This window comes from Vibrio inusitatus, assembly GCA_024346935.1.
In the GTDB taxonomy this organism is placed as follows: Bacteria; Pseudomonadota; Gammaproteobacteria; order Enterobacterales; family Vibrionaceae; genus Vibrio; species Vibrio inusitatus.
On the sequence record AP024878.1, the window covers coordinates 2,770,580 to 2,785,970 of the forward strand.

A 15,391-nucleotide genomic window follows, 5' to 3' on the forward strand; every position below is an offset into this window, starting at 1 on the left:
TCCGTTAGTTTACCGCATTCTTGTTATCTGTGTCTCTTAAGGAACCCCAATGAACCAAAGCCCCATGCTCGACCAACTTGATAAAGATATTCTAAAAACTTTGATGGAGGACGCACGCACTCCCTATGCAGAGATGGGTAAGCGATTTAATGTTAGCCCTGCCACTATTCATGTTCGAATTGAAAAGATGAAAGCCGCAGAGGTCATTGAAGGCACAGAGGTGATCGTCAATACCAAAAAGCTTGGCTATGACGTATGTTGTTTTATCGGCATCAACTTGAATGCCGCCAAGGATTACCATTCCGCACTAGAGAAGCTCAATGCCCTTGATGAAGTCGTCGAAGCCTATTACACCACTGGCGCCTACAGCATCTTCGTTAAACTAATGTGCCGCTCAATTGAAGAACTGCAGCATGTCCTGATCAATAAATTGCAGGCCATCGATGAGGTGCAATCTACGGAAACCCTTATCTCGCTACAAAACCCAATCAACCGCAACGTGAACCCATAAAAAAGCCACCTCAATTTGAGATGGCTTTTAGAAAGTTAGAGGAAATTAAGCCTCAATACCCGCATGTCGTAGCAAAGCATCAATTTGAGGTTCACGACCACGGAAGCGTTTAAATAGCTCCATAGGTTCCTCACTGCCTCCCATCTCTAGGATGTTGTTCAGGAAGCTTTGTCCTGTTTCTTTATTGAAGATGCCTTCGTCTTCAAAGCGAGAGTACGCATCCGCAGACAACACTTCAGCCCACAAATAGCTGTAATAGCCCGCACTGTATCCACCGGCAAAGATATGGCTAAATGCATGCGAGAAACGGTTCCATTCTAAGCTTGGTAATACCGCGACCTTTTGCTTAACCTCAGCTAAGGTTTCAAGCACTCGCGCACCAACATCAGGATCAAACTCTGTGTGTAGAGTAAAATCAAACAACCCAAACTCTAGTTGACGCAAAATAAACATCGCCGATTGGAAATTCTTCGCCGCTAGCATCTTATCCAGCATTTCTTTTGGCAGAGGCTCACCCGTTTCATAGTGACCCGAGATAAATGACAACGCCTCTTCTTCCCAACACCAGTTCTCTAAGAACTGACTTGGCAACTCAACTGCATCCCATGGCACGCCATTAATGCCAGATACAGAAGAAATATCAATCTGAGTGAGCATGTGGTGAATACCGTGGCCAAACTCATGAAATAGGGTAGTTACTTCGTTATGAGTAAACAGCGCAGGTTTATCACCTATAGGCTTGTTAAAGTTACAAGTAAGGTAGGCAACCGGAGTTTCCAATTCGCCTGATGATGTAGTGCGGCGCACGCGACACTCATCCATCCAAGCACCACCACGCTTATGCTCACGAGCATATAGATCTAGGTAGAAGCTACCACGCAGATCCCCCTCTTTGGTCAGAATATCAAAGAAGCGCACTGATTCGTGCCAAACATCAACACCTTGTCGTTCTTTAACTTGCATTCCAAACACACGATCTAGTACTTCAAATAGGCCTGAGACCACTTTATCTTCTGGGAAGTAAGGGCGCAGGTCTTCGTCTGAAATACTGAACAGGTTTTGCTTTTGTTTTTCACTGTAGTAAGCGATATCCCAAAGATTAAGCTCAGTGACACCAAATTCTTTTTCGGCAAACTGACGCAGTTCTTCGACTTCTTTTTCACCTTGAGGTTTAGCCTTGCTAGCAAGGTCATTCAAGAAGCCAAGTACCTGATCGGTCGTCTCTGCCATTTTAGTGGCAAGCGAACGTTCACTATAGGTCGAGAAACCGAGCATACGAGCGATCTCGTGGCGCAGTTTTAGTTGCTCAGCAATGATTTCAGTGTTGTCCCACTTACCTGCGTTAGGTCCACGATCTGATGCTCGAGTATTGTATGACTCGTACATTTCCCTGCGCAGTTCTTGATTGTCGCAGTAAGTTAAGACTGGAACATAAGAAGGAATATCTAGTGTAAGTAAGTAGCCTTCAAGCTCTTTTGCTTGTGCCGCTGCTTTTGCTGCTTCTAGTGCCGATTCTGGCATACCAGCAAGCTCGCTCACGTCTTCAATGTGCTTACTCCACCCCATAGTGGCATCAAGTACATTGTTAGAAAATTTAGAGCCTAGTTCAGACAGACGCTTACTTATCTCACCATAGCGATGCTGTTCATCAGCAGGAAGACCTATGCCCGACAATTCAAAATCGCGCAATGCGTCTTTAATGGTTTTCTTCTTAGCTTGACTTAGTCCCTCAAAGCTTGAGTCTGTTTTTATCGCTTTGTAAGCCTCATAAAGCCCCTTGTGCTGACCTAGCCATGTGCCGTATTCAGATAAAAGCGGTAAGCAGCTCTCATAAGCCTCACGAAGCTCCTCACTGTTGGCTACTGAGTTTAAATGACTCACTGGTGACCAAAGGCGTGAAAGAACTGAGTCTACCTCGTCCAATGGCAGGCAGACGTTTTCCCATGTTGGGTTGTCGTTATCTTTAAGCACTTCGTCTACCTTGTGTCGGCAATCCGCAATTGCCTTTTCCACAGCAGGTTTTACATGCTCTGGCTTAATCTCGGAGAAATGCGGTAAATCGGTAATATTGAGAAGCGGGTTAGACATAGAGGGTCCCTTTTATTTTCGTCTTATAAGAGTTTACATAGTGACGACTTATGCAAATTTCAATAGTCGAGTATAATGTGGATTAGTCCCATCACATACTCACTTGGGGAGTCACCTTGCTCAGCTACCGTCACAGTTTTCATGCTGGAAATCATGCAGATGTGGTTAAACACATTGTACAAAGTCTTATACTTGACGCCTTAAAGCAGAAAGACAAGCCTTTTGTCTATCACGACACTCATTCAGGTGTAGGCCGTTACGATCTGACCCATGAATGGTCAGAAAAAACAGGCGAATACAAACAAGGCATCGCCAAGCTTTGGCAGCAAGCCAATTTACCTGATGAGCTAGAGAGCTACCTTGATTCAATTCGCACTCTCAATGAAGGTGATGAACTAAGATACTACCCCGGCTCTCCGCGTGTTGCTCGAGCTCAACTTCGCCGCGGTGATCGTATGGTGTTGACGGAGTTGCATCCAAGCGATTTTCCCTTACTAGAGCAAGAATTCCACCGCGACCGCCAAGTTAAGATTTTTAAAGAAGATGGCTTCGCTCGCTTAAAGGGAAGTCTGCCGCCAAAAGAGCGCCGTGGATTAGTGCTTATTGACCCTCCGTATGAGCTCGCAAAAGAATATCGCGATGTTGTACAAGCTATCGCACAAAGTTATAAGCGTTGGGCAACAGGTACTTACGCAATCTGGTACCCTGTAGTCAATCGCTACGATATCGACGATATGTTGAAAGGCTTACAAGGTCTTGGCATTCGCAAAATATTACAAATCGAAATGGGTGTGTCGCCAGATACCAACGAAAGAGGTATGACAGCGTCAGGTATGATCGTTATCAACCCACCTTGGAAACTGGAAAGTCAGATGCAGGCCATCTTGCCTGTATTGAAACAAGCGATCGCACCCGCAACAGGACATTTTAAGGTTGAATGGGTTGTACCCGAATAAATTCACCCAATATAACTAAAAAGACTACAAGGATTTTGGAGAACTCAATGGCAACTCATTTTGACTACATCTGTATTGGTGGTGGTAGTGGCGGTATTGCATCGGCAAACCGCGCTGCTATGTACGGCGCAAAGGTCGCTCTTATCGAAGCAAAAGACCTTGGTGGCACCTGTGTAAACGTTGGCTGTGTCCCAAAGAAAGTAATGTGGCATGGCGCACAAGTTGCTGAAGCCATAAACCTTTACGCAGAAGACTACGGCTTTGATGTAGACCTGAAAGACTTTCAGTGGTCAAAGCTTGTAGAAAATCGTCAAGCGTACATTGGTCGTATCCATCAGTCATATGACCGTGTTCTAGGTAACAACAAAATTAATGTTATCAAGGGCTTTGCAAAGTTCGTTGACGAAAAAACAGTTGAAGTTGATGGCGAGCAGTACACTGCTGATCACATCCTAATTGCGGTGGGTGGTCGTCCAACTATCCCTAACATCCCAGGTGCTGAGCATGGCATCGACTCTAATGGTTTCTTCGACCTAGAAGCACAACCGAAGCGCGTTGCCGTAGTTGGCGCAGGCTATATTGCCGTTGAGATCGCAGGCGTGCTGAGCGCTCTTGGCACGCAAACAGATCTGTTTGTACGCAAAGAGTCTCCTCTACGTAGTTTCGATCCTATGATCATCGAAACGCTTACCGAGGTAATGGCCGCAGAAGGCCCAACGCTACATACTCACTCTGTACCAAAAGAAGTGGTAAAAGAAGCGGACGGCAGCCTAACCTTACACCTAGAGAACGGCAACACCCACAATGTGGACGAGCTAATCTGGGCAATTGGTCGCCACCCAGCGACAGATGCTATCAATCTGAGTAATACCGGCGTTGCAATCAACAACCGTGGTTACATCAAGGTTGATGAATACCAACAAACCAATGTTAAAGGCATCTACTGTGTTGGCGACATCATGGAAGGCGGTATTGAGCTAACTCCTGTAGCGGTTAAAGCAGGGCGCCAACTATCTGAGCGTCTATTTAACAACAAGACCGACGCGAAAATGGATTACGACCTAGTTCCAACCGTAGTCTTCAGTCACCCACCAATTGGTACCATCGGCCTGACTACGCAAGAAGCTATAGAGCAGTACGGCGAAGACAATGTGAAGGTTTATACCTCAGGTTTTACCGCTATGTACACAGCAGTAACCAAGCACCGCCAACCATGTAAGATGAAACTAGTCTGTGCGGGTGACAACGAAAAAGTTGTTGGTCTACACGGCATTGGTTTCACCGTTGATGAGATGATTCAAGGCTTCGCTGTCGCTATGAAGATGGGCGCCACTAAAGCAGATTTCGATTCTGTAGTCGCTATCCACCCAACTGGCTCTGAGGAGTTCGTGACAATGCGTTAATCGCAGTCACAATAACTTTTATAAAGGATGGCTTTTGCCATCCTTTTTTATTTCTCTACTTCTCTAATAAAGGATTTTTCAAAGCCTTGGATGGTCCGAAGTTGCGTAACCTCAAGGTTAACCTGCTGAAAATCGTCATATGGCCCAACCAAGCAACGACGGCCTCTAGGCTCGGATTTATTCCATATTGAAGCAGACACATTGGGGTAAATCTGATTTACCTGTTCTATGGTCAACTCCACAGGAAAAAAACCACATTGAATCCAAAACGTCGATCTTTCATATTGAGGTTGGGATTTTCCCAACAAAGATTTCCCTATCGGGCACTCCTCCCCTAGTAATGCAGGTTTATCATAAGACTCCTGAGTCGCCGAACATAAGAAATTGTCAGCTTGCGCATTGACGGAAGCGAATAACCAAATAAATATCGAAAGGACTAGGGGCAACTTTATTAGCTTCATTTTGCTTATAACCCTCTAATTATACTAAGAACAATCACTTCGAAAGATTAGTTGAGTGTTGGGTTATTCGCCAACAATTAGCAATCTGTTGCTTATTGCATTGTTCTGAGGCAATAAAAAACGCCTGATATATTTCACATCAGGCGTTTGAGACTTTCTTGAAACTAGGTTAGTTAACCCTTGTACAATTTCGGGTTAAATACATCACGTAACCAGTCACCTAGCAGGTTGATAACCAATACCAATGTAACTAGAACGATACCTGGGAAGGCTGTAATCCACCATGCACCCGAGAAAATGTAGTTAAAACCAGTACTGATCAATGCGCCCAAAGAGGGTTGGTCAACCGGTAGACCTAAACCTAGGAACGACAGCGCCGCCTCAGACATGATTGCATTAGCAATCTGTACTGTTGAGATAACCAAAATAGGCGACAGACAGTTAGGAAGAATGTGACGGAACATGATGCGAGGCGCTTTAAAGCCCATCACACGTGCCGCTTCTACGTATTCTTTCTTCTTCTCTGCCAGTACCGATGCACGAATGGTACGCGCATACTGTGGCCATTCAGCCACACCGATGATGACAACCAGCATGACAACTGCATATTCGCTATAGAAGGCACTACCAAAGCTTGCCTTAAATATGGCAGAAACAATGATGGCTACCATCATGGTTGAGAACGAAAGTTGAATGTCAGCAAAGCGCATCAAGAAGCTATCAATACGACCACCGAAGTAACCTGCTGAAAGACCAATGACGATACCCAAAATCAACTGTAAACCTACCGCTAGGAAACCAATAGTCAGTGACAGTCGAGAGCCATATAAGATAGTTGAGAAAATATCACGGCCTTGCTCATCAGTACCCAATACAAAGTTGGACTCACCACCCTCCATCCACGAAGGAGGAAGTTCTGCATCCATGATATCAATAGACATCAAGTCATAAGGATCTGACGGCGCAATAATCGGTGCTGCCAGTGCCGAAACCAAGAAGCATGCGAAGACGAAAGCACTAAACATAGCCACTTTGTCACGTAAGAAATAATAAACGATGTCCGAGTTTTTAAAGCGCTCCCAACGGCCCGGAGCTTGAGTTGTCTGTTCCATGATTATGCTCCTTTACCGGTAATGTTCACAGTTGGGTTGATGATGCCATACAGAAGGTCAACGATAGTGTTAGTTACCACGAAAATTAAGCCCACGAAGATAACGTAAGCGGTGATTAACGGTGTATCTACACGGTTGATTGCCTCAAGGAAGAGGAATCCTGTACCTGGCCACTGGAATACTGTCTCAGTCAAAATGGTGTATGCCACCATGGTACCAATCTGTACACCACCTACTGTTAATACCGGTAAAAGGGTATTTTTTAGTGCGTGTTGATAATGAATTTTCTTCAGCGGTAGGCCTTTTGCCTTACCAAATTTAATGTATTCCGAGCTAAGCACTTCAAGCATTTCAGAGCGCACTAGACGAATGAATAGTGGAAGCATGATAGAAGCCAGTGAGACACATGGCAGAATCAAGTGCTGCAGGCCATCTTTAGTAAAGAAGCCAGATTCCCATCCAAGTATATTTGCTGTTTCTCCTCGTCCGTAGGAGGGTAGCCAACCTAAGGTTATGGAGAAGACATACATCAGCATGATTGCCGTTAGGAATACAGGTATAGAAATACCAACCGAGCTCATCGCCATGATGACCTTGGTAAAGAAACTTTTAGGATTTATAGCAGAATAAACGCCAAGCGGAATCGACAGCACAATAATAATTAATGTGGCACCGAATACGAGCTCTAAAGTCGCAACCAGCTTATCCAAGATAACGTCCACAGCCGGACGCTTAAAGAAATATGAAGTACCCAAATCCCCCTGCACTGCTGCAGTGATAAAACGAGTATATTTAGTTACAAACGGGTCGTTCAAACCAAGATCATCACGCAGTGCTTGACGCTCCGCTTCAGATACCGATTGACCGACTAATTCACGTAAGGGATCACCAAGATTATCTTGGATAGCAAACGCCACCAAACTGATCACAAACATCACTACCAGTGCCTGATATAGGCGCTTGACTAGAAACGAAAACATTCCTTTGCCCCTTTCTTCCAATCTATCAACTTTTCAGCCTTAAAAATGGTACCTGACCCGACTGAAACAAGGCCAGGCACCGAAAACCGCATTACTGCGCTTTTAAAAGCGTTGCATGTAAGCAACAGAGGCACACCGATTATTTCAAATGAGTGCCTTTATTCGTATTGCTACTTCTTACTTAACAACTAGGTCGCCAAAGTAAGGGAAGTTCATTGCGTTTACGATTGGTTTGATCTCAACGTTAGACTTTGCGCCCCACGCTAGGTTCTGCCAATGTAGAGGAACGAAAGCAGCGTCATCGTAAAGAGTCTTCTCTACTTGTTGTAGCATTTGTGCACGCTTCGCTGGATCTGTTTCTACATTAGATGCTTCAACTAGCTTATCCACTTCAGGGTTCGAGTAGTGACCACAGTTGTACTGACCTTTACCTGTCTCTTCGTTACGAGTCATGGTTAGGAATTCAGAGAAGTTCGCTGAATCTTCAGTATCTGCGTGCCAGCCAATCATTAGCATGTCTGCTGCACACTTATCAAACTCAGGCCAGTATTGCGCCTTAGGCATTGTCTTCAGGTCAACACGAATGCCAATTTTAGCTAGCATTGCAGCCGCAGCTTGAGCAATTTTCGCATCGTTCACGTAGCGGTTGTTTGGTGCGATCATCGTTAGAGAGAAGCCATCTTCGTAACCCGCTTCTTTCATTAGCTCTTTCGCTTTCTTCAGATCGTAACGAGGTTTAAGGTCTGCGTCATAACCCGCGTAACCTTCAGGACCTTGCTGGCCAGCAGTTGTTGCAAAGCCTTTCATGATCTTCTTAGCAATACCATCATTGTTGATTGCGTATACGATAGCTTGACGAACACGAACGTCTTTCAGTGCTGGGTTGCTCTCTTGGTTCAACTGCAATGAAATTAGACGCGTACCAGGAAGAGTCACTAGATCGATATCTTTTGCAGATTCAACACGATTGTGATCGTTTGGCGAAACAGGAGCAATCATGTCAACGCCACCAGAAAGTAGAGCAGCAACACGAGTTGCATCTTCTTTGATTGGCACTAGCGTTAGATTTTCAACATTGCCTTTTGATTCTGTATCCCAGTAACCGTCAAAGCGCTTAAAGTCGACCTTAACACCTTGCTCACGAGCAGTTACGATGAAAGGCCCCGTACCTGATACATTAGTAGAAGCAAAAGAGTTACCGTGCTTCACAATCTCAGACTTGTCTTTGCCGTCTTCAGTTTTACCTGAGTAAAACTTGCTATCCATTGGGAAAATGTAGGTCGCTGTTTGTAGAACTAGCGGGAAAGCGCCTTTGGATACAAGATCAAATGTGTAATCGTCAACTTTAACCACTTTCTCAAATGGTGCGAAGATTGCTTTAAAGTCTGGAGAATCTTTCAAACGGTCAAAAGTCCAAACTACATCGTCTGCTGTCAGCATGTTGCCAGAGTGGAATTTAACGCCTTCACGTAGAGAAAAACGCATTGTTGTGTCATCTACGCGCTCCCACTTAGTTGCCAAGCGAGGTTCAAACGACAGATCCTGCTTATAACGTACCAATGGGTCAAAAATCATGTGAGAAAGTTGAAGCGTACCACCTGAAAGTTGCTCTTGTGGATCTAGTGATACTGGATCAGCATCGTAAGCAACTTTGATATCGGCAGCGGCAGCGCCAAATGCAAGGCCAGCAGCTGCAAGTGCTACAGCCAGTTTGGTCTTAATGGTTTTCATTGCATATCTCCTTCATGCGGGATGGAATCCCTATTGTGTTTGCTGTGTATTTTGCTCAGTGAGCTTATTGCTTAGATTCCTAAGCTAATTCTTGATTTTCCACGATGCCTTCGCGTAAACCCTTGAACTCTGGCATCAGTGAAACTAAATGTTGGCTGTACTCATGTTGCGGAGACTTAAATAACTGTTCAGTCGGTGCAACCTCTAACAAAGTACCTTTTTGCATCACGCCAATACGGTCACACATCTGACGAATAACCGGTAAATCGTGACTGATGAATAGCATGGTTAGATTTAACTCATCCTGAAGGTCTTTCAGAAGATTTAAAATCTGAGCCTGCACTGAAACGTCCAGTGCAGATGTTGGTTCATCACAAATCAATAAACGAGGGCGTGTTGCCAATGCGCGCGCAATTGAAATACGTTGACGCTGGCCACCTGAGAATTCGTGGGGATATTTTACTGCAGCCATACGACCTAGACCTACATGGTCCAACAGGTCATGAACGATCTGACGAGTTTCATTCTCATTTGCTGTCAGTTTATGGAAGCGAATAGGTTCTGCGATGATATCGAAAATCTTCATACGCGGATTCATCGATGTGTATGGGTTTTGGAACACCATCTGCATCTGGCGACGCATTGGACGACGTTCTTTCTCACTCTTTAGTCCAGTAAGATCTATGCCCTCAAAGGTAACCTTACCTGCATCAGGCGCATAAAGACCGGCAATAACACGTGCTATGGTCGATTTACCTGAACCAGACTCACCGACTAGACCAAAGGTTTCCCCTTCAAAGACTTCAAAGCTGACATTGTTTGATGCTTGTACGTATTCTCTACGGCTTTCAAATAAAGAATCTTTGGTAATGAAACGTAGGTCTACATTCTCAACATTCAACAGCGGACCTGTGTATTCACGCTCATCTTGACTTTGACCCAACCAGTGATTTTTTACATCAAGCGGCTGATGCTCGGCAGCCTCTTCGATATAGCTCACCAACGGGAAGCGGTCTAGTTTCACGTCAGAGCGAGGAACAGCGGAGATTAGACTACGTGTATACGGATGATCCGGCGCGCCCAATACCTTACTTGTTGGTCCAAACTCGACAAGATCACCGCGGTACATTACTGCTACGCGATCTGTGACGTTTGAGACAACCCCCATATCGTGAGTTACCAGCATGCAGCCTACATTTTGCTGAATACACAGATCACGAATCAAGGTTAGGATTTGGTCTTGAATTGACACATCCAACGCTGTGGTTGGCTCATCTGCAATGATAAGATCCGGTTCACCTGCAAGCGCTATTGCAATAACGACACGCTGGCGCATACCACCAGAAAACTGATGCGGATACTGCTTCAAACGGTTTTCAGGCTGTGGGATGCCCACCTTGTTCATCAGATCCAAAGAGCGTTTATATGCCTCTTGATCAGAAACCTTCAAATTGGCGTGAATGGTTTCTTTAAGCTGCTGCTCAACGGTAAACAAAGGGTTCAATGACGTCATTGGGTCTTGAAAGATAAATCCAATCTTTGAACCACGTACCTGACGCATCTGCTCCGGAGATAAGCCCGAGATTTTTTCTCCATCAAGGAAAACTTCGCCACCAGCAATTACGCCAGGAGGACTTAAAAGATCAATAACGGCATTACCGACTGTGGATTTACCCGCGCCAGATTCACCAACAACGCCGACGATTTCGCCACGTTCAATATTGAAAGAAAGAGATTTTACTGCTGCGTGAACACCGTGTCTTGACGGGTACTCAATGCGAAGATTTTTTACTTCTAATAACGACATTACCAGACCTCTACTGCTGGACAGTTTTCTGCCTTGTCTGCAAATTGAATCCATTCGAAATGAACGTGACTGATTTGATATCCAGCCTGCACCTTTTATCGGCGTCTTCGTTCAAAACACAACGATAAATATTGTGTTCGATGCACAATTTGGCAAAAAAGACACACAAAAGCAACATTTAAAGGATAAAAGTTGGCTTTACAGCTGAATAAAAGATGAACTGATGCATTACCAGTCGATTTGAATGAATAAAAAAGCACCAAGAAGTCGACGCTAATATTTAAAGCTACTTTCCTGGCCCACCGACAAAGGGATTCTAGGCGAAAGGCCCTACAGAACAGGGCTCAGACAGTAATCCATACGCATTTTTATGCTTGAATAATCCAAAAGCCAACAAAGAGTAAAATGTTAAAAATTAATCATCAAGCAATTAAATACACTGGTAAAGTTGCACATACGTCACACTTAACACCAATTATCCACACGCAGTCAGCATGATAATAAAGTTAACCGCATTTAATATGTTGCAAAATTATGAATAAAAAAGGCTCCATCATAGGAGCCTTTAAACAGTCGAAAAATATAGAGCTTAAATCAATTGTGAGAGCAGATATTCGGCTCATTCACTCTGAATTTATCGTTATCTAAAAGGATTTTATCTCTAGATACAAAAAAATCTAAAATAGAATCAAAATCGAAGCCTTCTTTGCTGCAAGTACGAAATTGAGTCTGCTCACCAAACTCAGATGCAACCCACTGGCGTAGTTCTGCTTTCGACATTGGTTGCTCTCGAAGCTGATTTAATATTTTATGTGCATGTACGGACATACTGGACTCCTAAATTTTAAAATCAGACTTTACCGAGTAAGAAAAGAAAGACATTGTTACAAGTCAAAGTACATCCTGTCATTTACAGATGTACGCTAAATTCCGCCCAATTGGCGTAGTAGAACAAAGCTGCAGCTAATGTAAGAAGGGACATCAGTGCAATCGCAACCCCCCAAATAAAGCGTCCGCTACGTGGGGTAAGCTCTTTTTCACACTCATTACATGCCTGAAGAAATTGCTTACGATCATCTAATTTAAAACCATCTTCATGAAGCATCTTATTGCGGATGGTGGCGATATAGCGCAGTTTCGCAATAACTTCATGAGGCAAGCGCTCTTCACTATCTGTGATGAGTTGATGTAGACCTCTGCCGCTCGCGTGAAATCGCGTGCGTAAAAGCCCCTCTATACGCCTTGTGCGTGTTACTACTTGATCAATATCGGACATATCCATACTCCCGTCCAAACGTCTGCTTATGCAGAAGATTCCGTCCATGAATCTTCTCTTAGCCATCTTTTACTATTCTGTCATTAAAATCGAGCTCGTTGGCTAATTATTGAACCTAAATCAAGTTTAGCAGGATTAAACCACTCGCCTCTCTATAAATCAGACCTTTATGGTTCACTCAGGTTCAGCATTGTTATGTGATCCAAGCGCCATTTTTACGACATCTCTTGCATCTAGATCACGCAATACTACTAACTGTGCATATATCGAGCAACGGAAGGCTACACTTTTCCACCAATAGATCTCAAGGGTGACCCTATGCCAATATCTCTGTTCCTTTTGGTTGCAATTCTTGTTGCTACTGCCGCTATCGCATTCAAATATGTGTTTAGCAAGCATGTGCAAGGGATCGGTGCTCCTGAACAAAAAGCCAAGGTCACCATCATTGATAAACAAGCAGTGGATTTACCAGATGTACAGCCTGGTGAAGAAGATAAAGAATATTGGATCTACGTTCAAAAAGGACGTTTTGGTCCAAAACGAGAGTTTCAAGTTGGTATCCATTATTACCACGCACTACTGCCTGGACACCGAGGTGAGTTAACCTATCAAGGTGACAAGTTCATGCACTTTGCGATGAAGAGATAATAGCAATTAGAGCTTAACTCAGTAAGCGTCGAGTTAAGCTCATCTGCACCTTATTTTAAGGTAGTAACCACGCTGTTTTACTTGAGCGAGAGACCAACCAACTAACAAACAGAGACGCCCCGCCACTGATTACAATCCAAAGCGGTATCACCCACCCAGGATGTCCTTGATACCAACCAAACTCTTTCATTGGCCACAGGAAAATAGGATGCAAAATATAGATACCCAGACTATGGGTACTGATAAAGCCTACGATTTTGTTTGCTCCTGACGAAAGCCCTTCGCCGAAATAGCGGCATACCATAAACACCATACTTGCAGCTAACACTGTATTTAATGTTTTGTAGGATAACCAGCGACCAAAGGCATACTTATCAGCCTCCATACTTAGATGGACTACCTGATAGATTGTCGTAGCAAATGCCCCCACACCAAGCAACACGAAAATACTTACATTGGTCTTGGTCAAAGGCACTTTTTGATAAAGGATATAACCCAAAGGCAACAAGCCAGAATAAAGCCACATTTGGCTACTCCATATTCCATCAATGCGGAATAAGAATAGAGCTGTAGTAAATAACCAAAGTCCAGTCAGGGCATACAGAGCATTATCATCATAGCGACGAACAAATATCTGCAAGAACGGAATCACAAAATAAAGTGGGATGAAGTAGTAAAAGAAGCCTAAGTGATAGTAAGTCGCATGGTCTAACCCCTCAAATAGCACCTTCTGCGCATTATTAGCATCAAAACCATTCGCACTCCAACCAGAAAGGTAGGCGTAGAAAATTGACCAAATAATAAAGGGAACCAATACCTTACCGAGACGGCGCTTCACATAATATTGGAAATCAAAAGGCCTACGATCGCTCAGCATTAAAGCGCCTGAGATAAGGATGAAGACGGGAACGGCCCAACGGCTGATACTGTTTATGCTGATTGCTGTAAACCACTCATCAAATGGAATTACACCATACTGATGTCGATACGGAGCCAACACATGTATCGCGATCACGGCAATAGCAGCCACGCATCGAGCGAGATCGAAAAACAATACCCTTTGTCTCATTAGAACTTATTCCTTTATTTATGCTACTGCCATCATAGCAATAAAAAAGCTGGCCAAGGAAACCTTGCCAGCTTTTTTGTTGTTTTTTAAAGCAATTATGCGTGTCGAGGTAGCTTAATCGAGATAATACTCGCCAGTAACAAAAAGGCAAATGAGACCCAAAGACACGCTGCGAAACCCGCCATTTGGAAGACCCATCCGGAGAGAATAGTGCCAATCAAGCGTCCCATGGCATTAGCCATATAGTAAAAGCCAACATCCATCGATACCCCATCACCCTTTGCATAGCTAACGATAAGGTAAGAGTGGAGCGAGGAGTTAACCGCAAAGATAGCACCGAAGATAAGAAGACCAACGACTATAACCAACTCAGGTTGCCAACCAACTTGCACTCCATAAGCAATTGCTCCTGTTACTACGGTTAACAGCATCGCCCATAGAAGCGCCGCCTTTCCGTCTGGCACTTTTCCTTGCCCCTTCCCTGTAATGCGCGGGGCAACCCCTTGTACAAAACCATAGGCTATAACCCAAAGAGCAAGGAAGCCACCAACCATAGAATGATTCCAGCCAAAGACACTACCAAGATAGATGGGCAGGGCCACCACAAACCATACATCTCTTGCACCAAATAAGAACATACGGGCAGCTGAAAGCACGTTAATACTCTCAGACTTTGAAAATAGATGTTTAAACTTGGGTTTGTTCTTCGCTTTGCCCATATCGCTTTCTAGCCAAACAAGACTGCCTAATAGCACAAAGAGCAAGACGGTGGCCATCGCCAGTACTGCTCCTTGAAAGCCTAGTGTTGATAGCAACACACCACCTAAGAAGAACCCGGCACCCTTAAGGGCATTTTTTGAACCCGTCAGGATAGCAACCCATTTATACAGTGCACCTTGCTTTTCGTTAGGGACAAGAGTTTTGATGGCACTCTTTGCACTCATCTTGTTGAGGTCTTTGGCGATACCAGAGAAAGCCTGAGCGGCCATCACCCATGGAATTGTTAGCCATGCCTGAGGAACAGCCAGCATAGCCAAGGCAAAAATCTGCATCGCCAAACCTACATTCATGGTGCGATTCAGGCCAAGTCTTGCCCCTAACCAACCACCAACAAGATTGGTTACCACTCCAAAAAATTCATAAAACAAGAACAATGACGCGATAGCTAAACTGCTGTATCCCAGATCATAGAAATACAGCACCACTAGCATTCGCAGAGCGCCATCTGTCAGGGTAAAGTTCCAATAATTGAATGTCACCAGCATGTACTGACGAACGCTTTTATCTAGAGTCGATAACATAGGAGTGTTCCGAGAGAATCTCATTGGACATCATCGTACTTTCTAGCA

General features: G+C 44.3%; 14 protein-coding genes. 4 read left to right on the forward strand and 10 right to left on the reverse strand.

The genetic code is table 11. The features are described from left to right. The first annotated feature begins 49 nt into the window (after window positions 1-49). Complete coding sequence (gene asnC / locus OCU48_RS12780) at window positions 50-511, forward strand: transcriptional regulator AsnC (protein ID WP_141345561.1); 462 nt, start codon at window positions 50-52, stop codon at window positions 509-511. Window positions 512-556: 45 nt separating this feature from the next. On the opposite strand, the gene prlC is transcribed toward asnC, so the two are convergent. Then, window positions 557-2,599: an oligopeptidase A gene (gene prlC / locus OCU48_RS12785; RefSeq protein WP_141345560.1), complete on the reverse strand. Its 2,043-nt coding sequence runs from the start codon at window positions 2,597-2,599 to the stop codon at window positions 557-559. Between the two features lie 116 nt (window positions 2,600-2,715). Here prlC and OCU48_RS12790 point away from each other — a divergent pair, with 116 nt between their 5' ends. After that, complete coding sequence (locus OCU48_RS12790) at window positions 2,716-3,555, forward strand: 23S rRNA (adenine(2030)-N(6))-methyltransferase RlmJ (RefSeq protein ID WP_141345559.1); 840 nt, start codon at window positions 2,716-2,718, stop codon at window positions 3,553-3,555. A 47-nt stretch (window positions 3,556-3,602) separates the two neighbouring features. Then, entirely contained in the window at window positions 3,603-4,958 is a 1,356-nt protein-coding gene (gene gorA / locus OCU48_RS12795; protein WP_141345558.1) for a glutathione-disulfide reductase, read from the forward strand. Between the two features lie 47 nt (window positions 4,959-5,005). Here gorA and OCU48_RS12800 read toward each other — a convergent pair whose 3' ends face one another. The 7 genes from OCU48_RS12800 to OCU48_RS12830 form a co-directional block, all read right to left on the reverse strand. Then, the gene (locus OCU48_RS12800) at window positions 5,006-5,419 is read right to left on the reverse strand and encodes a hypothetical protein (RefSeq protein ID WP_141345557.1); all 414 of its coding nucleotides are present in this window, start codon (window positions 5,417-5,419) and stop codon (window positions 5,006-5,008) included. Window positions 5,420-5,592: 173 nt separating this feature from the next. Further along, on the reverse strand, window positions 5,593-6,531 hold the full coding sequence (locus tag OCU48_RS12805) for an ABC transporter permease (protein WP_141271685.1): 939 nt from the start codon (window positions 6,529-6,531) through the stop codon (window positions 5,593-5,595). Between the two features lie 2 nt (window positions 6,532-6,533). Beyond that, complete coding sequence (locus OCU48_RS12810) at window positions 6,534-7,511, reverse strand: ABC transporter permease (protein WP_141345556.1); 978 nt, start codon at window positions 7,509-7,511, stop codon at window positions 6,534-6,536. A 177-nt stretch (window positions 7,512-7,688) separates the two neighbouring features. Then, window positions 7,689-9,242 carry an ABC transporter substrate-binding protein gene (locus tag OCU48_RS12815; RefSeq protein ID WP_141345555.1) on the reverse strand — a complete coding sequence of 518 codons (1,554 nt, stop codon included), beginning with the start codon at window positions 9,240-9,242 and terminating at the stop codon, window positions 7,689-7,691. Between the two features lie 79 nt (window positions 9,243-9,321). Next, a complete protein-coding gene (locus OCU48_RS12820) occupies window positions 9,322-11,049 on the reverse strand; it encodes a dipeptide ABC transporter ATP-binding protein (RefSeq protein WP_141345554.1) in 1,728 nt (575 codons plus the stop codon). A 594-nt stretch (window positions 11,050-11,643) separates the two neighbouring features. Then, window positions 11,644-11,877, reverse strand: coding sequence for a YecH family metal-binding protein (locus OCU48_RS12825; protein ID WP_141345553.1), 234 nt, complete (start codon window positions 11,875-11,877; stop codon window positions 11,644-11,646). Window positions 11,878-11,959: 82 nt separating this feature from the next. Next, window positions 11,960-12,325, reverse strand: coding sequence for a DUF4145 domain-containing protein (locus tag OCU48_RS12830; protein ID WP_167496185.1), 366 nt, complete (start codon window positions 12,323-12,325; stop codon window positions 11,960-11,962). A gap of 318 nt (window positions 12,326-12,643) precedes the next feature. Here OCU48_RS12830 and OCU48_RS12835 point away from each other — a divergent pair, with 318 nt between their 5' ends. Continuing rightward, window positions 12,644-12,973 (forward strand): DUF2500 domain-containing protein, encoded by a 330-nt coding sequence (locus OCU48_RS12835; protein ID WP_141345551.1) that lies wholly within the window; start codon window positions 12,644-12,646, stop codon window positions 12,971-12,973. A 55-nt stretch (window positions 12,974-13,028) separates the two neighbouring features. Here the strand turns inward: OCU48_RS12835 and OCU48_RS12840 are convergent, their stop codons facing one another. Further along, complete coding sequence (locus tag OCU48_RS12840; protein ID WP_141345550.1) at window positions 13,029-14,042, reverse strand: acyltransferase; 1,014 nt, start codon at window positions 14,040-14,042, stop codon at window positions 13,029-13,031. Between the two features lie 95 nt (window positions 14,043-14,137). Then, window positions 14,138-15,343 (reverse strand): organoarsenical effux MFS transporter ArsJ, encoded by a 1,206-nt coding sequence (arsJ, locus tag OCU48_RS12845; RefSeq protein WP_141345549.1) that lies wholly within the window; start codon window positions 15,341-15,343, stop codon window positions 14,138-14,140. Between the last annotated feature and the right edge of the window lie 48 nt (window positions 15,344-15,391).